Raw genomic sequence first — 22,117 nt, 5'->3', positions numbered from 1 at the left:
CTGTTGGCAGGAGCGGCGACTGCGGTCGTTGCACAAACGACACCCGCCACGCAGGCTCAGCCCTCCGCCCAGACCGCCCCGTCGCCCTCGACGCCGCCCACCCATCCCACCTTGCGCGAGACGCCGACCACGACGCCGGACGACGCGGCGGCGGCCGGGGCGCGCAGCAAGAAGGGCGGATCGCTGGCCGAGGCCCAGCAGGCCTGCAAGAACATGTCGGGCGAAGCGGCGCAACGCGATTGCCTCAAGAAGGCCGAGGACGACTTCAAGAAATCCAAGTCAGCGGCGTCGGCGCCCTCGCAATAACGCATCGCTCCCGCAAACCGCGCCGGGGGCATGAGCCGGCCGGCGCGCGCCGAGTCGAGCGGATCGAGCAGGCGTGCAGGCGCCATTCGTGAGCTCGATTCATTCACATGAAGGAGAAGATCCATGGCACAGCACAAGCAAGGCAGTGGCAAGGGCTCGAGTCCTTCCAAGGATCAAGCCGCCTCCCAGCGCAAGCCGAACCTCAGTCAGGGCGCCGGCGCAATGTCGCAGCGGCCCGACGCCGCCGGCAAGCAACAGCGCAAGCCGAACCTCGACCAAGGCGCCGGCGCGATGTCGCCCCGTCCGGACGCCGACATCGGCTCCGAGATCGACAAGGACGCGGAAGACACGCGCGACCAACGCGGCCGGTCCTAGCGCCGGGTGCGGCCGGTGAGCCGGTCATGATCGACGTGCGGTCGATCTGCGCCATCGGACGGCGCGGTCAACTCGGCTTGGCCGGCCGCCTGCCGTGGGAAGGATGCCGCGAGCGGGAGTACGTGGCGGACGTCGAGCGCTTCTTCGCGATCACGCAAGGCCATGTGCTGCTCGCGGGTCCGCGCACGGTGGCGAGCGTTCCCGCTTTCGCCAAGGCCGATCGCACCGTGGTCGCCATCCGTTCGGGCGAGCGTCCGCAGGACGTCCTTGCCCGCTACGAGGGCCGCGTGGTGTTCATCGGCGGCGGGCCGCCGGTGTGGGACGCCTACGCGCGCTTCATCCGGCATTGGGACATCACCCGGCTGCCGTATGACGGCGATGCCGACCGCTGGTTCAATCCGGAGTGGCTGGTGGCGCGGTGAAGCACGCGGCGAGAGTTGCGCCGGCGCGTCAGTCTGCCGCCAGTGCCCGTTTCATCGGGGGCGGCGCGTGATCACTGACTTCGCGGGCAGGCACAGCGCTCGCGCGCTCGGGCTCCCTGGCGGTCGGGCATCCCCCGATCTGAAGGCCCAACGGATCGGGGGTGGTTGGCGTGCCGCAGTGCTGACAAGCTAGGCCCAAGCCCGGACCCGATGCCGGGCGATCAAAGGGAACGGCTGTGTCGCTACTTCAACAGATCCTCGACGGTTCACTCGTGAGCAGGCAGCGCCTGATGCAGGCCCGTCAGTTCTACTCGCCCCACAGCAGCGTCATCACCCCGCAGCTGGCCTTTGCCCGGTGGACCGAACGCGTGGCCGTGCAGACCGAGCTCGGCAGCGCCCGGGAAATCGCGGGCCTGTCGGATGCCGAGCTTTGCACGCTCGAGGCCGAGTTCGAGCGCAGCCCGGTTCGCCCCAGATCGGATCGCTTGCGCCATGCCTTCCGGCTCGGCGCAGTCCTGGTGACCGTCGGTGGCTTCTGCCTCGCGCTTCAGGCACTGACCGTGGGTTTCGGCGATGGTGCCTATCGGGTGACGCAGCTGTTGAGCATGGCCTGCGTGCTGGCAGGCGTGTGTGCGCTGGTCGCGGGCGCCTACGCCGGCTTCGGCACGCTGCATCTCGAGCTTGCCCACGGCACCGTGGGGCTCTACGTCGGGCAGCTGAACGAGCAGCATCCGTGGCTCTACGACAGCATGGCGGCAGCGCGCAATCCGTCGGCAGACAAGTACCGGCAGCAGGTGCTGCGCGACCGCGGGCCGCTTCGCGGGGCCGATTGCATTCTCATGCGAGAGATCGTCCGCGCCCAGGAAGCGCTGGAGCGGACGCAGTGGGCGCGCACGGTGGCGGAGCAGGTGCAGCGGCAGGTGTCTGCGGCCGATGCCGCCGGCGCCGAGCCGCGCCTGATTCGCGTGGGGTCGCGCCATGATCACCGCGCGGCCAGCGGCCGCAGGGCCGGCGAGCCGAACTGAGGCACGACCGGATGCGATCCCGTGTCGCACGCTGGCTGGTGCGCAGCCTCGTCGTGCTGGCAGCGGTGGCCGTGGTACTGACCGCGGCGGCCTGGGCCGTGTTGTCGCAGCCGCAGTTCGGCGCCCGCATGAGCGGTGCCCGGCTGGAGCGCGCGATGGCCAATCCGCAATACCGGGATGGCCGCTTCATCAACCTGCAGCCCGAGGCGCCGACCAGCCTGGCATCGCTGGGCGACTACGTGGTCCGCCAGTTCTCCGGCGACGAGGTGCGCGAGCCTCCCGGGCCGGTGCCGGTATTGGCGGTCGACAAGGCAACGCTGGCGGCGCCGGCACCGGACGCACTGCGCGCGTTCTGGATCGGCCACGCGAGTGTCTATGTCGAGCTCGACGGTCTGCGCCTGCTGATCGACCCGGTGTTCGCGGAGCAGGTGTCGCCCTTGCCCGTCGGGCCGCGGCGCTTCCACCGGCCGCCGATCGCGCTGGCCGACCTGCCCCCGATCGACGCCGTGCTCATCTCGCACGATCACTACGACCACCTGGACATGGACACCGTGCGCCACCTCGGCGCGCGCGGAACCCGGTTCTTCGTTCCACTGGGCATCGGTGCCCACCTGGAACGGTGGGGAATCGCGCCCGCCCAGATCGAGGAGCTGGAGTGGTGGCAGCAGCGGACCCTGGGCGGCGTGCAGTTCGTCTGCACCCCGACACGCCACTACTCCGGCCGGGGGTTGTCCGACCGCAGTGCCACCCTGTGGTCCAGCTGGTCGGTGGTCGGTCCGCGGCACCGGTTCTTCTACAGCGGCGACACCGGCTACTCCGCGCACTTCAAGGAGATCGGCGCGCGCCTCGGACCGTTCGACATCGCCTTCATCAAGATCGGCGCCTACGGTCCCGGTGCCTCCTGGGTCGACATTCACATGCCGCCGGAGCAAGCCGTGCAAGTCCACCGCGACGTGCGGGGCAAGCGCATGTTTCCGGTGCACTGGTCGACCTTCAATCTCGCATACCACGACTGGGACGAGCCGATCCGCCGCGCGGTGGCGGAAGCCCGCCGCACCGGGGTCGAGCTGGTCACGCCACGCCTGGGCGAGTGGGTGAACGCCGACCTGGAGTTCCGGTCGACCTCGTGGTGGGAAGGCGTGCGCTGAAGCGGCGCCCACCCTCACCCGGGTCAGGATTTGCCGCGTCCTCGTTCAGGTCCCGGGCTGGCGACATGCGATCATCTTGCGATGTTCCGGGTGACCCTGCTCCTCATCGGCGCGCTGGCCTCGCCCTGCATCGTCGCAGCCGACGACCCCTCGACCTTCGTGCGCTTCGTCGAGGAACCGACCTCCACCTGCGTCTCCCGCGACGGCGTGCAGATCCTCGTGCGCAACGCGCATCCCAGCCGCACGCTTCGTGTCTGGCTGGACCGCTACCACATGGGCGTGGGCACCGGTGACCGCTCGCGATCCGACCTCAAGCCCGGTGCGGAGCCCGAGCCGCTGGGATGCTCGCGCAGCCTGACCGGCCCGCAGGAGTGGCGCCTGGTGAGAGCGACCTTCGTCGACTGAGCGTGCGCCGCCCCTACAGCGTCGGCCGCTGCTCGAACCGGTCGAAGCGCGGAAACGGTGCGGGCACGTCGCTGACGTCCATTCTCTCGACCAGCGCCGCGGGCATGTCGTCCCGCATCCAGTCGCACATGCGCGCCAGCTGCCCGGGCGTTCCCTGCAGCATGGCCTCCACGGAATCGTCCATGCGGTTTCGCACCCAGCCCGTCAGGCCGAGCACGCGTGCCTGCTGCACGCAGGCGTACCGGTAGCCGACGCCCTGCACGCGGCCGTGCACCCGCACCAGCCGGGTTTCGATCGCTGCTTGACGGCTGTCGCTGTCCATCGCGTTCAGTCGGGCTCCGTGTCCTCGAGCAGCGAGAAGCGCACGGCGAAGATGTCGCGGGTCGACACGACGCCGTCAGCACTCTTTTCGACCAGGATCAGCTGCTGGTCGTCGGGCAGGCCCGCCGGCAGCACCATCCGGCCTCCGGGCTTCAGCTGGTAGATCAGCGCCGGCGGGATCAGGTCCGGCGCAGCGGTCACCACGATCTTGTCGAACGGCGCGTGCTCGGGGCATCCATGGCAGCCGTTGCCGACGATGACCTGCACGTTGGCATGCCCCTGCCGCATCAGACGCCGGCGCGCCTGCTCCGCCAGCTCGGCAAGCAGCTCCACGCTGTACACGCGCTGGGCCAGCTCGGCCAGGATGGCCGCCTGGTAGCCCAGCCCGGTGCCGATCTCCAGCACGCGGTCGGTGGGACGAACGTCGAGCAGGTCGGTCATGACGGCGACGACGAAGGGCTGCGAGATCGACTTGCCGAACCCGATGGGCAGGGGCGAATCGGCGTAGGCGTAAGGCCGCAGCTCGACAGGCACGAACTCGTGGCGCGGCACCTTGGCGAGGGCCTCGAGCACGCGCGGGCTCAAGGCAGCCTTGCCCAGACGGGCGCAGGCATAGATCGCCTGCGCCGCGATCTCCGCGAGCATGCCCTGGCGCAGTTCCGCAAACTCTTCGTCGCTCATCGCGCGTTCCGGCGGGGCGCTCGGCCCTCGTCCGATCCTACGCCGAGCGCCGTCGCCACTCCACACGAATGGGACGCCTCGCAGGCCGCTTCGGCAGCCCGCATCGATCACGGCGATGCAGAGGGCTTGCCGGTGCACAGGGGATCCGGGCCGTAGCTGGTGTCGACGACGCTCCCGGCCGGATCGAGAGCCAACTGGAACCAGCGGCAGAACGGCGTCTCGTAGCGGTACGACCACAGTTCCTGGCGCTGCCACGGCAGCCGCGTGACTTCGGACGGATGTCCCACCGCGGCCAGCAGCTCATCGCGGGACATGCCGGCGCGCAGCTGATCGAATCGGCCTTCGGTCAGCACCTGCTCCCAGCCGAGCAGCTTGCCGTCCGCGCCGAAGTCGAGCATGTAGGTGTGCCGGCCGGCCGGTCCCCTCGCGTACTCGAGGCGCTCGGCCGCCTGTCCGGGATAGCGCCCCGTCGGCGTGCCGAGCGCTTGCTCGACCTGCGCTCGCGTCGCGCCCTTGTCGAGCGATTGAGGGCCGTAGCGCGTCGCGCACGCGCCCAGCGCCGCACAGGCGCACACCGTGACGGTGAGGCGGAAGCTTTTCATGGAAGGCCTTTCGTCTTGCGGTGGAATGGTCGGAGTACGCACGGCGCGCCGCGATTCATCCCGGCGAGGCGTGCTTGGGCCTGCCCCGCGGTCAGTGCACTTCCGAGGTCCGGGCGGCTTCGACTGCCGCGGCCCGGTCGCCGCGTGCCCCGTTGAAGAAGAGGTTCAGCACGACGGCCGCGAAGGCCGTCAGCAGGATCCCGCTTTCCAGCAGCGGATGCAGGCCATGCGCCATCTGCTGGGTCCAGCGCGGCGCCACCAGCGGGATGAGGCCGAAGCCGATCGACAGCGCGACGATGTAGAGGTTGTGGCGGTTGCCCTTGAAGTCGACCGTCGACAGGATGCGTATGCCGGTCGCGGCCACCATGCCGAACATCACCAGGCCCGCACCGCCCAGCACGAAGGGTGGAATCGCCTCGACGAAGGCGGCCATCTTGGGCAGCAGGCCGAGCACCATCATGATCACGCCGCCCGCCACGCAGACGTAGCGGCTCTTCACGCCGGTCACGCCCACGAGGCCGACGTTCTGCGAGAAGCTGGTGTACGGAAAGGTGTTGAAGATGCCGCCGATCAGGGTGCCCAGGCCGTCGGTGCGCAAGCCGGCCGACAGCGACGGCGCATCGATCTGCTTGCCGGTGATCTCGGACAGCGCCAGGAACATCCCGGTCGACTCGATCATGACGACCACCATGACGAGCACCATGGTGAGGATCATCACCGCATCGAAGGTGGGCATGCCGAAGGCGAAGGGCGTCACCAGGTCGAACCACTGCGCCTTGGCGACCTTGTCGAAGCTCATCTTGCCCAACGCGGCAGCGACGGCGCAGCCGCCGACGATGCCGAGCAGCACCGAGATGTTCGCGACGAAGCCCTTCGCGTACTTCACCAGCAGCAGGATGAACGCGAGCACCGCCCCGGCGATGGCCATGTTGTCCAGCGCACCGTACTGGGCGTTGTCGACCATCGGGATCGGGCCCGCAAGCCTGGGCACCGGCGCCGACGCGCCGGGCGCGACCGGGGCCGCTGCTGCGGCCTTGGCGCTGTCGACCATCGCGATCAGCCTGGGCACGTCGACGCTCTGCGCCAGGTTGGGCGGGCCGCCCATCGCCCAGCCGACGCCGACGCGCATGAGACTGATGCCGATGATCGCGATGATGGTGCCCGTGACCACCGGCGGGAAGAAGCGCAGCAGCTTGCCGACGAGGGGCGCCAGCAGCATGGACACCAGGCCCGCGCCGATGATGGCGCCGAAGATCGCTCGCGCCCCGTCGACGCCGGGCATGGCGTTGGCAAAGGCCACCATCGGACCGACGGCCGCGAAGGTCACCCCCATCATCACTGGCAGCCGGATGCCGAACCAGCGCGTGACGCCCAGCGACTGGATCAGCGTGACGATGCCGCAGGCGAACAGGTCGGCCGAGATCAGCAGCGCCACCTGCTCGGGCGAGAGCTTGAGCGCACGCCCGACGATGAGCGGCACCGCGACCGCCCCGGCATACATCACCAGCACATGCTGCACGCCGAGCGCGGCCAGGCGCACAGCGGGCAGCTTCTCGTCCACCGGATGAATGCGCGGGGTCATGGCGGCTCCTCGAACGGTCGGGAAGGCACGATGTTGCAAGCAACGACCGTACCTCGGCGTGACCTAAGGCAGGCGCAGGTCGGGAAACCCGTTCGCGTGCGCCCAGCGCCGGCACTCGTCGATCAGGGCGCGGCCCACTCCCCGCCCGCGCAGATCGGCACGCACCCCCAGCCCGAGCACCGCAGCGTAGCTGTCGCTCAGGAGGTCGAAGATGCCGTGCACGTGAGCCCAGCCGATGATGTCGTCGGCTGCGTGAGCGACGTAGAGCATGCTGTGTGGAAGGCTCATCACCGCGGCGTGACGGCGAGCGATCTCGTCGCCTGTCGTGCGATAGCCGGCCTGCTGCGCGAGCACAGCAACGGCCCTGGCATCGGCGATGGCCATCGGACGGATGGTCGTCGGTTCCATGCCCTTCTAAGGTAGTTGGGGTCACGGCCGGCGCCTGTAGGACAGCGGCGACATCCCGCGTAGGGTGGGCCACGCGGAGCGTGCCCGGCAGCGCCGCTCAGACCTCGAGCGCGCGCTCGGCGCGCAGGCTCTCGAGATCGCGACCGATCGTGGCGACGGCGAGCGTCCTGCCGTCGCGCACGTACGTGAGCCGGCAATCGCGCGCCTCGACGTCTCCGTCGATGCGGATCTCGTCCCAGCGCTCGGCATGGCCGACGTAGGCGATCGTCAGGTCGTACTGCTCGGTCCAGAAGAACGGCACCTGGTCGAAGCGCTCGTGCCGGCCGAGCATGTTGCGCGCTGCCGTCTGCCCCTGCCGCTCGGCAACGACCCAGTGCTCGATGCGCACGGGCTCGCCGCTGACGCGATCGGGCCAGCGTGCGATGTCGCCGGCGGCGAACACGCCGGCCGCGCTGGTCTGCAGGTACTCGTCGACCCGCACGCCGCGGTCCACCGCCAGTCCGGCCTGCTGGGCCAGGGCGATCGCGGGCTTCACGCCGACGCCGATGACCACGAGGTCGGCCTCGATCGTCTCGCCGTTCTTCAGCACCACCTGTTGCGGCGTGATCTCGACGGCCGTCGTGCCGAGGTGGAAGCGCACGCCGTGCTGCTCGTGGGTGCGGCGCACCAGCGCGCCGATCTGCGGACCGAGCACCTTCTCCATCGGCACCGCTTCGGGCGCGACCACCTGCACGTCGATGCCGCGCGCGCGCAGCGACGCGGCGACCTCCAGGCCGATGAAGCTGCCGCCGATCACGACCGCGTTGCGCGCACCCTGCGCACCGGCAATGAGCGCGCGGCTGTCGGCCAGCGTGCGCAGGTAGTGCACGTGCGGCAGGTTCGCGCCCGGCAGGTCCAGGCGAACCGGCTCTGCGCCGGTGGCCAGCAGCAGCGCGTCATAGCCCAGGCGACTGCCGTCGGCCAGCACGACCTCGCGCCTGGCCGTGTCCAGCGCGTCGACATGAACGCCGAGGCGCAGATCGATGTCGTGCTCGCGGTAGAACTCCATGGGGCGCAGCGGAATCCAGTCTTCCGGCGCGCTGCCCGCGAGATAGCTCTTCGACAAATTGGGCCGGTCGACCGGCCCTGCCTCGTCGGCGCTGAGCATCGTGATCGATCCGGCGTGGCCTTCGCGGCGCAGCATCTCGGCCGCGGCGTTGCCGGCGGCCCCGCCGCCCACGATGACGATGCGCTGCGGCGCGCCGGCGGGCGCCGTGCGCGCCGGCGTCGCGTCGATCTTGTGCAGCACCCATACCTTGCCGTCGCGCCGGTCCACCTGCCAGCACCCAATCGGGTTCAGCGCCGGCGCGCGCAGGGCCTCGCCGGTGCGCAGGTCGAAGCAGGCGTGATGCCACGGGCAGCGCACGGTGCCGTCCACCAGCAGGCCTTCGGCCAGCGGACCGCTGTAGTGCGTGCAGGTCGCACTGACCGCAAGCACCTCGTCGCCGCAACGCGCGAGCAGCACTGCCTCGCCGGCCGCGTGGCCCAGCAGCATGGAGTCGGGAGCCAGCATGGAAAGGTCGACGCCTTGGGTGAGGTCGGGTCCGGCGAGGTCGGGGTCGCTCATCGCAGTCTCCTCGGCAGCGAGCCGAATCATCGCGCGGTCCGTGCTCGTGGGGCTTCGATCGGGCCCACCACCAGCCTGCGAACGCGGCCATTGGCGCGCCGCAGCCGTCTTCGCAAGATTCATCAAGCCGACCGCAAGCCACGTCAAGGCCGAGTGCCGCGGCGGCGGCACGATCGCAGGATGGACATGCCCACCACCCGAGAGATCGTCGCCGCGCTGCAGTCGCGCCAGGTGTCTTCGATGCAGCTCGTCGAGCAGGCCATCGCGCGAATCGAAGCCGATGACGCGCGCATCAATGCCGTCGTGGTGCGCGACTTCGTGCGTGCACGTGCCGCTGCGGCCGCTGCCGACCAGGCGCTGGCGCGCGGCGAGCGCCGGCCCTTGCTGGGCGTGCCGATCACCGTCAAGGAGGCGTTCAACGTCGCCGGCCTGCCGACGACCTGGGGCATCCCCGGCACCCAGCACATTCCGGTGAACGAGGACGCGGTCGCGGTGGCGCGGCTCAAGGCGGCCGGCGCGGTGCTGCTCGGCAAGACCAACGTGGCGCTGCTGCTCGCCGACTGGCAGACCTCCAACGAGGTCTACGGCACCACGAACAACCCGTGGGACCCAGGCCGCACACCGGGCGGCTCGTCGGGCGGCGGCGCAGCGGCGCTGGCGGCGGGCTTCGTGTCGCTGGAGATGGGCTCCGACCTCGCCGGCTCGCTGCGCGTGCCGGCCCACTGCTGCGGCGTGTTCGCGCACAAGCCGACCCATGGCCTGGTGCCGCTGCGCGGCTTCGCGCCGCCGGGCACGCCTTCGCTGTCGGTGGGCGTCGACGTCGATCTCGCGGTGGCGGGGCCGATGGCGCGCAGCGCCGCCGACCTGGCGCTGGCGCTCGACGTGCTGGCCGGACCCGACGAGCAGCCGGCGGTCGCCTACCGGCTGGCCCTGCCGCCGCCTCGCCACGATGCGTTGAAGGACCACCGCGTGTTCGTCGTCGACCAGCATCCGATGGTGCCGACCTCGCAGGCCGTGCGGTCGGCGCTGGACGGTGTCGTCGAGCGGCTGGCGCAGCAGGGCGCACGCATCGGCCGCCAGAGCGGCCTGCTGCCCGATGTGGCGCAGGTCACCACGCTGTGGGCGCGCCTGCTCTTCGCCTTCTCCGGCGCCGACATGCCCGAGGACGACTACCGCCGCGCAAGGTCCGCCGCCGGCGACGACCCCTCGGCCGCGCTGGCGATGAGCCATCGAGACTGGATCCACGCCGACCGCGAACGCGTGGCCGTCGCGCACCAGTGGCGGCAGTTCTTCGGCGAGTGGGATGTGCTGCTGTGCCCGGTGCTGCCGACGCCGGCTTTCGTGCACGACCACCGCCCGATGGAGCAGCGCCGCCTCGAGGTCGACGGGAAGTCGATCCGCTACACCGAGCAGTCGATGTGGCTCGGGCTGGCCACGCTGACCGGCCTGCCGTCCACCACCATGCCGATCGGGCTCGGCGACGAGGGCCTGCCGATCGGCATGCAGATCGTGGGTCCGTTCCTGGAGGACCGCACGACGCTGGCCTTTGCGCAAGCCCTGGAACGAGAGCTCGGCCCCTGGCGGTCTCCTCCACCGCCGGGGTGAGGGCCGCTTCTACAGCACCAGCACCGCGCGGAAGTCGTTCACGTTGGTGAAGGTCGGCCCCGTCACCACCAGGTCGCCCAGCGCCTGGAAGAACGGGTACGCGTCGTGGCGCTCCAGCGCGTCGCGCGCGTTCAGCCCCAGCGCCCGCGCGCGCGCCAGCGTGTCGGGCCCGGCCACCGCCCCGGCGTTGTCCTGCACCCCGTCGATGCCGTCGGTGTCGGCGGCCAGCACATGCACCCGCGGCTCGCCCTGCAGCGCCAGCGTGCAGCCCAGCAGGAACTCCGTGGCCCGCCCGCCGCGCCCGCCCGCGGCGCGCACCGTCACCGTCGTCTCCCCGCCCGACAGGATCACGCACGGCGCGGCAAACGGCTGCGCGCGCCGCGCCACCGCCCGCGCCAGCGCCGCGTGCACCTTGCCCACCTCGCGCGACTCGCCCTCGATCTCGTCGCTCAGGATGTGCGCCCCAAGCCCCGCCGCGCGCGCCCGCGCGGCCGCCGCCTCCAGGCTCTGCTGCGGCGTGGCGATCAGCTTGACCACCTGCCCGGCCAGCCGCGCGTCGCCCGGCTTGGGCGTCTCGAACGCGCCGCTGTCCAGCCCGCGCTGCGCCGCCTGCGGCACCGCGATGCCGTAGCGCTGCAGGATCGCCCGCGCATCGGCGCAGCTGCTCGGGTCAGCCACCGTCGGCCCGCTGGCGATCACCGCCGGATCGTCCCCCGGCACGTCGCTGATCAGCAGCGTCACCACCTGGGCCGGCGCGCACAGCGCGCCCAGGCGGCCGCCCTTGATCGCCGACAGGTGCTTGCGCACGCAGTTCATCTCGTCGATGGCCGCCCCGCTGTGCAGCAGCGCCTGGTTGATCGCACGCTTGTCCTGCAGCGTCAGCCCCTCGGCCGGCAGCGACAGCAGCGCCGAGCCGCCCCCGGAGATCAGGCACAGCACCAGGTCGTCGGCCGTCAGCCCCCGCGTGAGCTCGACGATGCGCTGCGCGGCGCGCCGCCCCGCCTCGTCGGGCACCGGGTGCGCCGCCTCCACCACCTCGATGCGCCCGGGCGCCGCGCGGTACGCCGGCGGCACGTGCTCGTAGCGCGTGACCACCAGCCCGCTCAACGGCGCCTCGCGCGGCCACAGCGCATCGACCGCCGCGGCCATCGCCCCGCCGGCCTTGCCCGCACCCAGCACCAGCGTGCGACCCTTCGGTGGCGGCGGCAGGTGCTCGCCCATCACCACCTCCGGCCGCGCCCGCGCCACCGCCGCGTCGTACAGCGTGCGCAGCAACTCGGGCGGATTGATCGACTTCATCAGATAGGAGGGTTGTCGCCACGATGGCGCAGCGGCTCGCCCATCACCCCGGCGCCACTTCGTGCCGCGCCATCAGCTCCAGCGCCTTGACCAGCGCCGAGTGATCGAGCTGGTCCCAGCCGTTGGCCGCGCACGCCTGCATCAGCTGCGCCGCCCCGGCCGTCTGCGGCAGCGCCACGCCGATCGCCTTGGCCCCGGCCAGCGCCAGGTTCAGGTCCTTCTGGTGCAGCCCGATGCGAAACCCCGGGTTGAACGTGCGCTGGATCATGCGCTCGCCGTGCACCTCCAGGATGCGGCTGGCCGCAAACCCGCCCATCAGCGCCTGGCGCACCTTGGCCGGATCCGCCCCCGCCTTGCTCGCGAACAGCAGCGCCTCGCCCACCGCCGCAATGTTCAGCGCCACGATGATCTGGTTGGCCACCTTCGTGGTCTGCCCGTCGCCGTGGCCGCCCACCAGCGTGATGTTCTTGCCCATCAGCTCGAACAGCGGCTTGACCCGCTCGAACCCCTCCGGCGTGCCCCCCACCATGATCGTCAGCGAGCCCGCCTTGGCGCCCACCTCCCCGCCGGACACCGGCGCGTCCAGGTACTCGCAGCCGAGCTCCACGATGCGCCGCGCGTACTCCTTGGTCGCCAGCGGCGAGATCGAGCTCATGTCCACCACCGCCTTGCCACGGCTCAGCCCGCTGGCCACCCCCGCCTCGCCGAACAGCACCGCCTCCACGTCCGGCGTGTCCGGCAGCATCAGGAAGACGATGTCGGCGCGCTCGGCCACGCCGCGCGCGCTGACGCAGACCGTGGCGCTGCTCTGCGCGATGGCCGCCGGCAGCCTGCCGCGCGTGTGCACGAACAGCTGATGGCCGGCCGCGATCAGGTGCGCGGCCATCGGGCCGCCCATGATGCCCAGGCCGATGAAGCCGAGCTTGAGAGGTTGTGATGTCATCGTGCAGTGGTGTGTGCCGCGAGCCATCCGAGGCCCGCTTCGGTGGTGGTGGCGGGCTTGTACTCGCAGCCGATCCAGCCCGTGTAGCCCATGCGGTCGATCTGCGGCAGCACGAAGTCCCAGGCGATCTCGCCACTGCCGGGCTCGTGCCGGCCGGGGTTGTCGGCGAGCTGGATGTGCCCGATGCGCGGCAGCAGCCGCTGCATCGTCGCGACCAGTTCGCCTTCCATGCGCTGCGCGTGGTAGATGTCGTACAGCAGGAAGGCATTGGGCGCGTCGACCTCGTCGAGGATGGCGATCGCCTGCGCGCTGCGCGTGACGAAGTAGCCCGGCATGTCGTGCAGGTTGATCGGCTCGACCAGCAACTTGAGTCCGGCCTTGCGGAACTCGCCCGCGGCGTAGCGCAGGTTGCCGACCAGCGTCTTGCGCAGCGTCGCCTCGGTGGCGCCCAGCGGCACCTTGCCGGACAGGCAGTGCACGAGCGACACGCCCAGCGTGGTCGCGTAGTGGATGCCCTGCGCGACGCTGTCGCGGAATTCATCGAGGTGGTCGGGCAGGCAGGCGATGCCGCGCTCGCCCGCATTCCAGTCGCCCGGGGGCAGGTTGTGCAGCACCGCCACCAGGCCGGCGCCGTCCATGCGCGCGCGAATCTCCGCGGCGTCGTGGTCGTAGGGGAACTGGAATTCCACGGCTTCGAAGCCGGCCTTCGCCGCGCGCTCGAAGCGGTCGAGGAAGGGAACCTCGGTGAACATCATGGAAAGGTTGGCGGCGAACTTCGGCATGTCGTGCTCCTGCGCAGCAAATGCTTCAACCACAGAGCCACCGAGACCAGGAGACAGGAAGGGGCTGCATTTCGCCTTCTCTGTGTCCCTGTGGCTCCGTGGTTCAAGGAAACACCTCAGTCGAGCAACCCGATCGCGGTAGGCGCATCTTCGGCGCTCATCGCCAGCGGCTCGAACTCGTTGATGGCGTCGATCTCGGTGCCCATCGCGATGTTGGTCACGCGCTCGAGCATGACCTCGATGACCACCGGCACCTGGTACTCGGCCATCCACCGCTCGGCCTGCTGGATCGCCGGGCGGATCTCCTCCTGGCGATGCACGCGGATGGCCTTGCAGCCCAGCCCTTCGACCACCGCCTTGTGATCGACGCCGTAACCCTGGAGCTCGGGCGTGTTGATGTTCTCGAAGCCGAGCTGCACGCAGTAATCCATGTCGAAGCCGCGCTGCGCCTGGCGGATGAGCCCGAGGTAGGAGTTGTTGACCACCATGTGGATGTACGGCAGCTTGAACTGCGCGCCGACCGCCAGCTCCTCGATCATGAACTGGAAGTCGTAGTCGCCCGACAGCGCGACGATGCGCCGCTGCGGGTCGGCAGCGCGCACGCCCAGCGCGGCCGGAATGGTCCAGCCGAGCGGGCCGGCCTGGCCGCAGTTGATCCAGTGCCGGGGCTTGAACACGTGCAGGAACTGCGCGCCGGCGATCTGGCTCAGGCCGATCGTGGACACATAGCAGGTGTCGCGGTCGAAGGCGCGGTTCATGCACTGGTACACGCGCTGCGGTTTCATCGGCACGTCGTCGAAGTGCGTCTTGCGCAGCAGGGTCCGCTTGCGCTCGCGGCATTGCGCCACCCACGCGCCGCGCTCACGCAGCGTGCCGGCCGCCTTCATCTCGCGCGCCGCCGCCACCAGCTCCTCGAGCGCCGCCTTGGCGTCGGAGACGATGCCGTAGTCGGGCATGAAGACACGCCCGATCTGCGTCGGCTCGATGTCGATGTGCACGAAGGTGCGGCCCTTGGTGTAGACCTCCACCGAGCCGGTGTGGCGGTTGGCCCAGCGGTTGCCGATGCCGATGACGAAGTCGCTCGCCAGCATCGTGGCATTGCCGTAGCGGTGGCTGGTCTGCAGCCCGCACATGCCGGCCATCAGCGGGTGGTCGTCGGGGATGCTGCCCCAGCCCATCAGCGTGGGAACGACCGGCACGCCGGCCAGCTCGGCGAACTCCACCAGCAGCTCGCAGGCATCGGCGTTGATGATGCCGCCGCCGGCGACGATGAGCGGACGCTCGGCGGCCTGCATCATCGCGAGGGCCTTCTCGGCCTGCTTGCGCGTGGCGCGCGGCTTGTAGACCGGCAGCGGCTCGTAGGTCTCGATGTCGAACTCGATCTCGGCCATCTGCACGTCGAACGGCAGGTCGATCAGCACCGGCCCGGGCCGGCCCGAGCGCATGAGGTGGAAGGCCTGCTGGAAGGCGCGCGGCACCTGGGCCGGCTCGCGCACCGTCACCGCCCACTTGGTGACGGGCTTGGCGATCGACTCGATGTCCACCGCCTGGAAGTCCTCCTTGTACAGGCGGGCGCGCGGCGCCTGGCCGGTGATGCACAGGATGGGGATGGAGTCGGCCTGCGCCGAATAGAGCCCGGTGATCATGTCCGTGCCCGCCGGGCCCGAGGTGCCGATGCACACGCCGATGTTGCCGGCGCGAGCGCGCGTGTAGCCCTCGGCCATGTGCGAGGCGCCTTCGACGTGGCGTGCGAGCACATGGGCGATCGAGCCGCGCTCGCGCAGCGACGCGTACAGGGGGTTGATGGCGGCGCCGGGCACGCCGAAGGCCTGCGAGATGCCTTCCTTTTCCATCACCAGGACTGCGGCCATCACGGCCTTCATGCGTGCCATCGTGTCTCCTTGATTGAGGCCGCCATCGTCGCGGCGCAGCGGCGTTGCGTGAACCCCAGTCAGGAGATAAGTGCTATTCCGTGGCGGAATGGCCGGCGCGAACCGGGCCATCATGTCGGGCAGGAGACGACCACGATGGACCGCATCACCGGCGTGCAGCTGTTCGCCCGCATCGTCGAGACCGGCAGCTTCTCGAAGGCGTCGGCCGATCTGGGCGTGACCCAGCCGACCGCCACCAAGCACGTGGCCGCGCTCGAAGCGCAGCTCGGCGCCCGCCTGCTCAACCGCAACACCCGCGGCGTGAGCCCGACCGAGATCGGCGCGCTGTACTACGAGAAATGCAAGGCGATCCAGCGCCAGCTCGAGGAGGCCGACAACCTGGCGGCGCTGCTGCAGAGCAAGGTCGGCGGCACGCTGCGCATCAGCACCTCGGTGGCCTTCGGGCGGCGCGTGCTGACGCCGCTCACCTTGCGCTTCATGGAGGAGCATCCGGAGCTGTCGCTCGACCTGAGCTTCGACGACCGCTACGCCAATCTGGTCGAGCAGGGAATCGACCTCGCGGTCCGCATGGGACGGCTGGCCGATTCGTCGCTGGGCGCGCGCTACCTCGGCACCAATCCCTGGGTGCTCGTGGGCGCACCCGGATACCTGGCGCGCGCCGGCACCCCGGAATCGCCCGCCGACCTGTCGCGTCACGCCTGCCTGGTCTACAGCAGCGTGATGGGCGACGACCGGTGGCAGTTCACGGCACCCGGCGGCGCCGGGATGTCGGTTCCAGTGAAGGGGCCTCTGCGCTCGAACAACCTGTCGGCCGTGCTGGCGGCGTGCCGTGCGGGCCTCGGGCTGGCGGCGCTGCCGTGGTACGTGGCGCATGCATCGGTCACGGACGGCGTGGTGGTGCCGGTGCTCGAGGGACACGCGCTGCCGTCGCAGGAGATCCACGCGGTGTTCCCGTCACCGAAGCTCGTGCCGTCGAAGGTGCTCCGGTTCGTGGACTTTCTTCAGCGCGAGTTCGTGGGGGAGTGGTGGCGAACGTGACGCGGCTCGCTCCGTACTCGCTCTGCCGCTTGCGGGAGAGGGGGCCTCGTCCGCTTCACTCGATCGCGACCTTGCCCTCCTTGACCAGCTTCGCAAACTTCTCCGTGTCGCTGCGGATCTGCTCACCCATCTGCGCCGGCGTATTGCCCACCGGCTCGGCGCCGATCTCCTCCATGCGCTTGCGGAAGTCCGCCGACTGGATCGCCTTGGCCATCTCGGCATGCAGCTTCTCCACCACCTCCTTCGGCGTCGCCGCCGGCGCGAGCACGCCGAACCACGTGCCGATGTCGAAGCCCTTGAGCCCCGCCTCGTCCAGCGTCGGCACTTCGGGCAGTGCCGACGAGCGCCTGGCGGTGGTCACGGCCAGGGGGCGCAGCTTGCCGCTCTTGATGTGCGGCAGCACCGGCGTGACGGTGTCGAAGGACATCGTGATCTGGCCGCCCAGCAGGTCGGTGGTGAGCGGGCCGCTGCCCTTGTAGGGCACGTGCAGCAGGCGCACGCCGGTGCTGTTCTGGAACTGCGTGCCGATGAGGTGCTGGGCGGTGCCGTTGCCGTTGGATCCGTACACCAGCTTGTCGGGATCGGCCTTGGCCTGCGCGACCAGCTGCTGAACGCTCGTGATTGGCGTCGCGGCGTTGACCACCAGCACGTTGGGCACCAGCGCCACCGTGCTGACCGGCGCGAAGTCCTTCTGGAAGTCGTAGGGCAGCTTCTTGTAGACGCTGGTGGCGATCGTGTGGTGCACCGCGCCCATCAGCAGCGTGTGGCCGTCGGGCCTGGACTTCGCGACGTAGTCGGCGCCCAGTGTGGCGCCCGCGCCGGGCTTGCTCTCCACGATCACGGTCTGGCCCAGGCCTGCCGACAGCTTGTCGGCCAGCGCACGGGCCAGCACGTCGGTGGTGCCGCCGGGCGGAAAGGGAACGACCAGCGTGATGGGCTTGGCAGGCCATGCCTGCCCTGGCTGCGCGAGGGCGCCGGTCGCCGTGAAGGCCAGCGCGATCGCGGCCGTTCGCAAAATGAACTGCATGAGGTCTCCTGAGCTTGTCGAGTGGGGCCGCGATTTACGAAGACAGGCGCCTGCAGACCGCGTGGGTGACGTCGGCGGTGGTCGCGGTACCGCCGAGATCGCGCGTGTGCAGGGTCGGATTGCGCGTCACTTCCTCGATGGCCTGCATCAACCGGCCGGCCGCGGCCGTCTCGCCGAGGTGCTCCAGCATCATCACCACCGACCAGAAGGTGCCGATCGGGTTGGCCAGCCCCTGTCCCATGATGTCGAAGGCCGAGCCGTGGATCGGCTCGAACATCGACGGATAGCGGCGCTCGGGATCGATGTTGCCGGTGGGCGCGATGCCGAGGCTGCCGGCCAGCGCGGCCGCCAGGTCGCTGAGGATGTCGGCGTGCAGATTGGTCGCGACGAGGGTGTCCAGCGATGCCGGGCGGTTGACCATGCGCGCCGTCGCCGCGTCGACCAGCTCCTTGTCCCAGCGGACGTCGGGAAACTCGGCCGCAACCTCGGCGGCGATCTGGTCCCACATCACCATCGCATGGCGCTGCGCGTTCGACTTGGTCACCACCGTCAGCAACTTGCGCGGCCGCGAGCGCGCCAGCGAGAAGGCGAAGCGCATGATGCGCTCGACCCCGGCGCGGGTCATCATCGACACGTCGGTCGCCGCCTCGAGCGGATGGCCCTGGTGCACGCGGCCGCCGACCCCCGCGTATTCGCCTTCGGAGTTCTCGCGCACGATCACCCAGTCGAGCTGCTGCGGCGTGCAGCGCTTGAGCGGGGCGTCGATGCCCGGCAGGATGCGCGTCGGCCGCACGTTGGCGTACTGGTCGAAGCCCTGGCAGATCTTCAGGCGCAGGCCCCACAGCGTGACGTGGTCGGGGATGTGCGGGTCGCCCGCCGAGCCGAACAGGATTGCATCCTTGCCGCGCAGCGCGTCCAGCCCGTCGTCCGGCATCATCACGCCGTGGGCGCGGTAGTGGTCGCCGCCCCAATCGAAGTTCTCGAACTCGAATGCGAGCGACGGGTCGGCGGCCGCCATCACTTGCAGCACCTGCTGTCCGGCCGGCACGACTTCCTTGCCGATGCCGTCGCCGGGAATGGTGGCGATGCGATAGGTCTTCATCCTGGGTCTCCTTCACGAAAGTGGCTGGTCTGCGGTCGACTGTAGGAGCGATGCGGGGTATCGTTTCACGTGCGAAGTGAATCCATCGTTAACCTGCATTCAACAATCGCCATGGCCAGCGTCGCCACCGAACTGGGCTTCTTTTCCACGCTGGCCGGCGCCGGCAGCCTGAGCGCCGCTGCGCGCGAGCTCGGCGTCTCGACGCCGGCGGTCAGCAAGCGTCTCGCACAGATGGAATCCCGCCTGGGCGTCGCCCTGGTCAACCGAACCACCCGCCGCATGAGCCTCACGCCGGAAGGCGAGACCTTCCTGGAGCATGCGCGGCGCATCCTTGCCGACATCGACGACCTGGAGCACCTGCTCGGCAGCACCCGGGGCAAGCCGGCCGGGCTGCTGCGCGTCAACGCGACGCTGGGCTTCGGTCGCAGCCACGTCGCGCCGCTGATCTCGCGCTTCGTGCGCAAGCACCCGGAGGTGGAGGTCCAGCTGCAGCTGTCGGTCAATCCACCGCCCCTGACCGACGATGCCTTCGATGTCTGCATCCGCTTCGGCCCGCCGCCCGACGCGCGCGTCGTCGCGCGCCTGCTCGCGCCGAACCGGCGGGTGCTGTGCGCGTCGCCGGCCTATCTGGCGCGGCATGGCGAGCCGCGCGTGCCGCACGACCTGGCGCGGCACAACTGCATCGGCATCCGCCAGGGCGACGAGGCCTACGGTGTGTGGCGGCTGGCGCCGGCCCGCGGGCGCCAGCCGCGTGCCGAGGCGGTGAAGACGCGCGGCAACCTGGCCACCAACGACGGCGAGATCGCGGTCAACTGGGCGCTCGACGGCCACGGCATCGTCATGCGCGCCGAGTGGGACGTGGCCCGCTACCTGCGCAGCGGCCGGCTGGTGCAGGTGCTGCCGCAATACGACACGCCGGATGCCGACATCTATGCGGTCTATGCGCAGCGGCACCAGACCTCGGCACGGGTGCGTGCGTTCGTGGAATTCCTGGCGGGAGCGCTTTGACGGCGCACGCGTCAGCCCCGCAACCGGACGCTCTCCCTCTCCGGCTCGCGGGAGAGGGTCGGGGCGACGGCCCTGCTGGGCACGGCGGTTGCTGCACCAAGCCATGGCCCACGACCCGCCGCAACCGCCTCCATTCCAGCGAAGAATCCTGATCGCCCGGGTGCAGGGCATCGGCGTCGGCGTGCTGTGCCTCGTCGTCATCGCGGCCCTCTCCGGGCTGCTGGGGCTCAGGACCGGCGAGGCGAACGCGTCGGGCGCCGGGCTCGAGGTGCATGTGAAGTACCCGCGCATCCTGCGCTACAAGACCTCGCTGCCGCTGGAGATCAGCATCCGCAATGCCGGCGCCCAGGCGCTTCAGAACGTGGAGGTCCAGATCGGCCGCAGCTACCTCGACAACTTCCACGACGTGCAGGTCACGCCGGACACTCGCGAGATCACCGAGCGCGACTACCGCGTCGTGCTGGACCGGCTGCCCGCCGGCGACACGCGCGAGGTGGTCGCGTGGCTGGAGGCGAATCGCAGCGGCCAGCTCGACGCCAGCCTGCGCGTCGTCAACGGCACTGCGCCGGCGCTCGACATGCGCTGGACCACCACCGTGCTGCCCTGAGGATCGCGACATGGACACCGTGTTGCGCGTGGCAACCATCTACCTCATCGTCTTCGCCGCCTTGCGCGTGATGGGCAAGCGCGAGTTCGGCCAGCTCTCCCCGCTGGAGCTGGTCACGCTGCTGATGATCCCCGAGATCGTCTCGCAGGCGCTGACCGGCGAGGACTACTCCGTCACCAATGCGGCGATCGGGGTGGCGACGCTGCTGGTGCTGGTGTTCGGCACCTCGCTGCTGATGCACCGCTTCAAGAAGGCCGAGGCGGTCATCGCCGGCGAGTCTTCCATCCTGGTGCGGCACGGCAAGCTGCTGGAAGACGCGATGAACGTCGCGCGCGTCACTGCCGACGAGGTGTTCGGGGAGATGCACAAGGCGGGGCTGGTCACGCTCGACCAGGTCGACTGGGCCATCCTCGAGCCGGACGGCCGCATCGCGATCGTGCCGGTGCGCAAGCCGGGCGACCCGATCGGTCAGATCACGCCGGTCGACGAGGAGAAAGTGGTGGGCGGCTGAGCTTCGCCGGCCAGCAGGCCGAGGGGCAGCGTGCACAGCACCTGGCCGTCCATCACCACCACCACCGCGAGGCGCCCGCCGACTTGCGCCAGCCCCTGGCGAATGCGGCCGGCACCCGCGCAAGCGGCCCGCGGTGCGAGGGTGCGGGCCTCGGCGACCACTTCGGGCGAGCCGAGCACCGCGTGCAGTGGCGCCGGGTTGCCGCTCGCAACGGCACGCCAGCAGGCATGGAACAGCGCCTCGGCGGTCTCGTCGTCGCTGGTCCGGCGTTCCGCTGCGCCCTTCGCGCGCTTCAGCGCGCGGTGGACGATCTGGCGGCAGGCGGCCTCGCCCTTGCGTGCGCTGCGCGCGATCTCGGCATAGTCCATCTCGAACACCTCGCGCAGCAGCAGCGCCGCGACCTCCACCGGCGTGAGCACGCGGGTGAGCCGGCGCAGCGCCGCGGCGCTGTCCAGCGCCAGGCCCGCGACATGCTCGGCCGACGGTGCGACGCTGTCATGGCCCGGATCGACGTGACGTGCCAGCGATTCCTCGTCGAGCCGTCGCCTTCGCAGGCGGTCGATGGCCAGGTGCTTGACCACCGTCGCCAGCCAGGCTTCGGCCGATCGCAGCTCCTGCGGCGTTCCACCCTGGACGCGCAGCCACGCATCCTGCACGACATCCTCGGCGTCGGCCTGGGTGCCCAGCACGCTGCGCGCGAGGTCGAGCAGGCGGCGCCGGGCGGGCTGGAAGACGTGGTCGGTGTACGAGTCGTTCATGGAGCGAGCTTGTCACGAAACCGGGCGCCCGTTCGTCATACGGGTTCCACCACCTCGACGACGACCATGGAAGAACCTCTCCCGCCCACCGACCTGCGCAGCGCCTTTCTCGAGGAGAAGGCATTCAAGTCACGCACCGTGTTCGTCTTCGGCACGATCACCGATGCGACCGCCGCCGAGACCGCGCGCCGCCTCATCGCGCTTGCGGCCGATTCCGATGCGCCCATCCACGTGCTGGTGTCCTCGCCCGGCGGCCACCTCGAATCGGGCGACGCCATCCACGACATCGTGCGCTTCATCGACGCGCCGGTGAACATGATCGGCACCGGCTGGGTGGGCAGCGCCGCCACGCACGTGTACCTCGCGGTGCCGCGGGAGCGCCGCTTCTGCCTGCCGCACACCCGTTTCCTGATCCACCAGCCCAGTGGCGGCGCCGGCGGCCCGGCGAGCGACATCGCGATCCAGGCGCGCGAGATCGTGCGTGCGCGCGAGCGCATCGCCCAGGTGATCGCGCGCGAGACCGGCCGGCCACTGGAGCGCGTGCTGGCCGACATCGAGCGCGACCGGTGGATGTCGGCGGAGGAGGCGGTGGACTACGGGCTGGTGTCGCGCATCGTGGAGCGGCAGGCGGCGATCATGGGTTCGCGATCCTGAGCCTTGGTGC

General features: G+C 70.3%; 25 protein-coding genes. 11 read left to right on the top strand and 14 right to left on the bottom strand.

The annotated features are described in order from the left end of the window. Positions 1–56: 56 nt before the first annotated feature. Positions 57–431 (bottom strand): hypothetical protein, encoded by a 375-nt coding sequence (locus P7V53_RS06920; RefSeq protein ID WP_280154748.1) that lies wholly within the window; start codon positions 429–431, stop codon positions 57–59. On the opposite strand from P7V53_RS06920, the gene P7V53_RS06915 reads away from it, so the two are divergent. The 5 genes from P7V53_RS06915 to P7V53_RS06895 all read left to right on the top strand — a co-directional run bounded on the left by P7V53_RS06915 (position 430) and on the right by P7V53_RS06895 (position 3,681). Further along, positions 430–681, top strand: a complete 252-nt coding sequence (locus tag P7V53_RS06915) for a hypothetical protein (RefSeq protein ID WP_280154747.1) — start codon at positions 430–432, stop codon at positions 679–681. The genes P7V53_RS06920 and P7V53_RS06915 overlap by 2 nt on opposite strands. 26 nt (positions 682–707) lie before the next feature. After that, positions 708–1,103, top strand: coding sequence for a hypothetical protein (locus tag P7V53_RS06910; RefSeq protein ID WP_280154746.1), 396 nt, complete (start codon positions 708–710; stop codon positions 1,101–1,103). Positions 1,104–1,375: 272 nt separating this feature from the next. Next, entirely contained in the window at positions 1,376–2,128 is a 753-nt protein-coding gene (locus tag P7V53_RS06905; protein ID WP_280154745.1) for a hypothetical protein, read from the top strand. A gap of 11 nt (positions 2,129–2,139) precedes the next feature. Continuing rightward, the gene (locus tag P7V53_RS06900; RefSeq protein ID WP_280154744.1) at positions 2,140–3,276 is read left to right on the top strand and encodes an MBL fold metallo-hydrolase; all 1,137 of its coding nucleotides are present in this window, start codon (positions 2,140–2,142) and stop codon (positions 3,274–3,276) included. An 81-nt stretch (positions 3,277–3,357) separates the two neighbouring features. After that, positions 3,358–3,681 carry a hypothetical protein gene (locus P7V53_RS06895; protein ID WP_280154743.1) on the top strand — a complete coding sequence of 108 codons (324 nt, stop codon included), beginning with the start codon at positions 3,358–3,360 and terminating at the stop codon, positions 3,679–3,681. 13 nt (positions 3,682–3,694) lie between these two features. Here the strand turns inward: P7V53_RS06895 and P7V53_RS06890 are convergent, their stop codons facing one another. The 6 genes from P7V53_RS06890 to P7V53_RS06865 form a co-directional block, all read right to left on the bottom strand. Continuing rightward, the gene (locus P7V53_RS06890) at positions 3,695–4,003 is read right to left on the bottom strand and encodes an acylphosphatase (protein ID WP_280154742.1); all 309 of its coding nucleotides are present in this window, start codon (positions 4,001–4,003) and stop codon (positions 3,695–3,697) included. A gap of 5 nt (positions 4,004–4,008) precedes the next feature. Further along, positions 4,009–4,683, bottom strand: a complete 675-nt coding sequence (locus P7V53_RS06885) for a protein-L-isoaspartate(D-aspartate) O-methyltransferase (RefSeq protein ID WP_280154741.1) — start codon at positions 4,681–4,683, stop codon at positions 4,009–4,011. Between the two features lie 107 nt (positions 4,684–4,790). Beyond that, the gene (locus tag P7V53_RS06880; RefSeq protein ID WP_280154740.1) at positions 4,791–5,285 is read right to left on the bottom strand and encodes a hypothetical protein; all 495 of its coding nucleotides are present in this window, start codon (positions 5,283–5,285) and stop codon (positions 4,791–4,793) included. 91 nt (positions 5,286–5,376) lie between these two features. Further along, positions 5,377–6,867 carry a nucleobase:cation symporter-2 family protein gene (locus tag P7V53_RS06875; RefSeq protein ID WP_280154739.1) on the bottom strand — a complete coding sequence of 497 codons (1,491 nt, stop codon included), beginning with the start codon at positions 6,865–6,867 and terminating at the stop codon, positions 5,377–5,379. Between the two features lie 63 nt (positions 6,868–6,930). Continuing rightward, on the bottom strand, positions 6,931–7,275 hold the full coding sequence (locus P7V53_RS06870; RefSeq protein WP_280154738.1) for a GNAT family N-acetyltransferase: 345 nt from the start codon (positions 7,273–7,275) through the stop codon (positions 6,931–6,933). 97 nt (positions 7,276–7,372) lie between these two features. Next, complete coding sequence (locus P7V53_RS06865; protein ID WP_280154737.1) at positions 7,373–8,881, bottom strand: FAD-dependent oxidoreductase; 1,509 nt, start codon at positions 8,879–8,881, stop codon at positions 7,373–7,375. Between the two features lie 186 nt (positions 8,882–9,067). Here P7V53_RS06865 and P7V53_RS06860 point away from each other — a divergent pair, with 186 nt between their 5' ends. After that, complete coding sequence (locus P7V53_RS06860; protein ID WP_280154736.1) at positions 9,068–10,486, top strand: amidase; 1,419 nt, start codon at positions 9,068–9,070, stop codon at positions 10,484–10,486. Between the two features lie 9 nt (positions 10,487–10,495). On the opposite strand, the gene P7V53_RS06855 is transcribed toward P7V53_RS06860, so the two are convergent. The 4 genes from P7V53_RS06855 to gcl form a co-directional block, all read right to left on the bottom strand. Beyond that, positions 10,496–11,785, bottom strand: a complete 1,290-nt coding sequence (locus P7V53_RS06855; protein WP_280154735.1) for a glycerate kinase — start codon at positions 11,783–11,785, stop codon at positions 10,496–10,498. A gap of 43 nt (positions 11,786–11,828) precedes the next feature. Beyond that, positions 11,829–12,728 (bottom strand): 2-hydroxy-3-oxopropionate reductase, encoded by a 900-nt coding sequence (gene glxR / locus P7V53_RS06850; RefSeq protein ID WP_280154734.1) that lies wholly within the window; start codon positions 12,726–12,728, stop codon positions 11,829–11,831. Further along, positions 12,725–13,510, bottom strand: a complete 786-nt coding sequence (hyi, locus tag P7V53_RS06845) for a hydroxypyruvate isomerase (protein ID WP_280154733.1) — start codon at positions 13,508–13,510, stop codon at positions 12,725–12,727. The genes glxR and hyi overlap by 4 nt, the downstream gene beginning before the upstream one ends. A 116-nt stretch (positions 13,511–13,626) precedes the next feature. After that, positions 13,627–15,402, bottom strand: a complete 1,776-nt coding sequence (gene gcl, locus P7V53_RS06840) for a glyoxylate carboligase (RefSeq protein ID WP_280154732.1) — start codon at positions 15,400–15,402, stop codon at positions 13,627–13,629. A gap of 135 nt (positions 15,403–15,537) precedes the next feature. On the opposite strand from gcl, the gene P7V53_RS06835 reads away from it, so the two are divergent. Next, on the top strand, positions 15,538–16,440 hold the full coding sequence (locus P7V53_RS06835) for a LysR family transcriptional regulator (RefSeq protein ID WP_280154731.1): 903 nt from the start codon (positions 15,538–15,540) through the stop codon (positions 16,438–16,440). 55 nt (positions 16,441–16,495) lie between these two features. On the opposite strand, the gene P7V53_RS06830 is transcribed toward P7V53_RS06835, so the two are convergent. Both P7V53_RS06830 and P7V53_RS06825 read right to left on the bottom strand, forming a co-directional pair. Next, positions 16,496–17,467, bottom strand: coding sequence for a tripartite tricarboxylate transporter substrate binding protein (locus P7V53_RS06830; protein WP_280154730.1), 972 nt, complete (start codon positions 17,465–17,467; stop codon positions 16,496–16,498). 34 nt (positions 17,468–17,501) lie between these two features. After that, the gene (locus P7V53_RS06825) at positions 17,502–18,569 is read right to left on the bottom strand and encodes a tartrate dehydrogenase (RefSeq protein ID WP_280154729.1); all 1,068 of its coding nucleotides are present in this window, start codon (positions 18,567–18,569) and stop codon (positions 17,502–17,504) included. 111 nt (positions 18,570–18,680) lie between these two features. Here P7V53_RS06825 and P7V53_RS06820 point away from each other — a divergent pair, with 111 nt between their 5' ends. The 3 genes from P7V53_RS06820 (at position 18,681) to P7V53_RS06810 (ending at position 20,695) form a co-directional block, all read left to right on the top strand. Beyond that, complete coding sequence (locus P7V53_RS06820; protein WP_280154728.1) at positions 18,681–19,577, top strand: LysR substrate-binding domain-containing protein; 897 nt, start codon at positions 18,681–18,683, stop codon at positions 19,575–19,577. 103 nt (positions 19,578–19,680) lie between these two features. Beyond that, entirely contained in the window at positions 19,681–20,184 is a 504-nt protein-coding gene (locus P7V53_RS06815; protein ID WP_280154727.1) for a hypothetical protein, read from the top strand. A gap of 10 nt (positions 20,185–20,194) precedes the next feature. After that, positions 20,195–20,695, top strand: coding sequence for a YetF domain-containing protein (locus P7V53_RS06810; RefSeq protein ID WP_280154726.1), 501 nt, complete (start codon positions 20,195–20,197; stop codon positions 20,693–20,695). On the opposite strand, the gene P7V53_RS06805 is transcribed toward P7V53_RS06810, so the two are convergent. Beyond that, the gene (locus P7V53_RS06805) at positions 20,653–21,453 is read right to left on the bottom strand and encodes a sigma-70 family RNA polymerase sigma factor (protein ID WP_280154725.1); all 801 of its coding nucleotides are present in this window, start codon (positions 21,451–21,453) and stop codon (positions 20,653–20,655) included. The genes P7V53_RS06810 and P7V53_RS06805 overlap by 43 nt on opposite strands. 66 nt (positions 21,454–21,519) lie before the next feature. Here P7V53_RS06805 and P7V53_RS06800 point away from each other — a divergent pair, with 66 nt between their 5' ends. Further along, entirely contained in the window at positions 21,520–22,107 is a 588-nt protein-coding gene (locus tag P7V53_RS06800) for an ATP-dependent Clp protease proteolytic subunit (protein WP_280154724.1), read from the top strand. The last annotated feature ends 10 nt before the right edge of the window (positions 22,108–22,117 follow it).

Origin of the sequence: Piscinibacter sp. XHJ-5 (genome assembly GCF_029855045.1) — a bacterium.
Taxonomy (GTDB): Bacteria; Pseudomonadota; Gammaproteobacteria; order Burkholderiales; family Burkholderiaceae_C; genus Albitalea.
The sequence above is the reverse complement of the archived record's forward strand: the minus strand, read 5'-3'. Positions and strand labels throughout refer to the sequence as shown.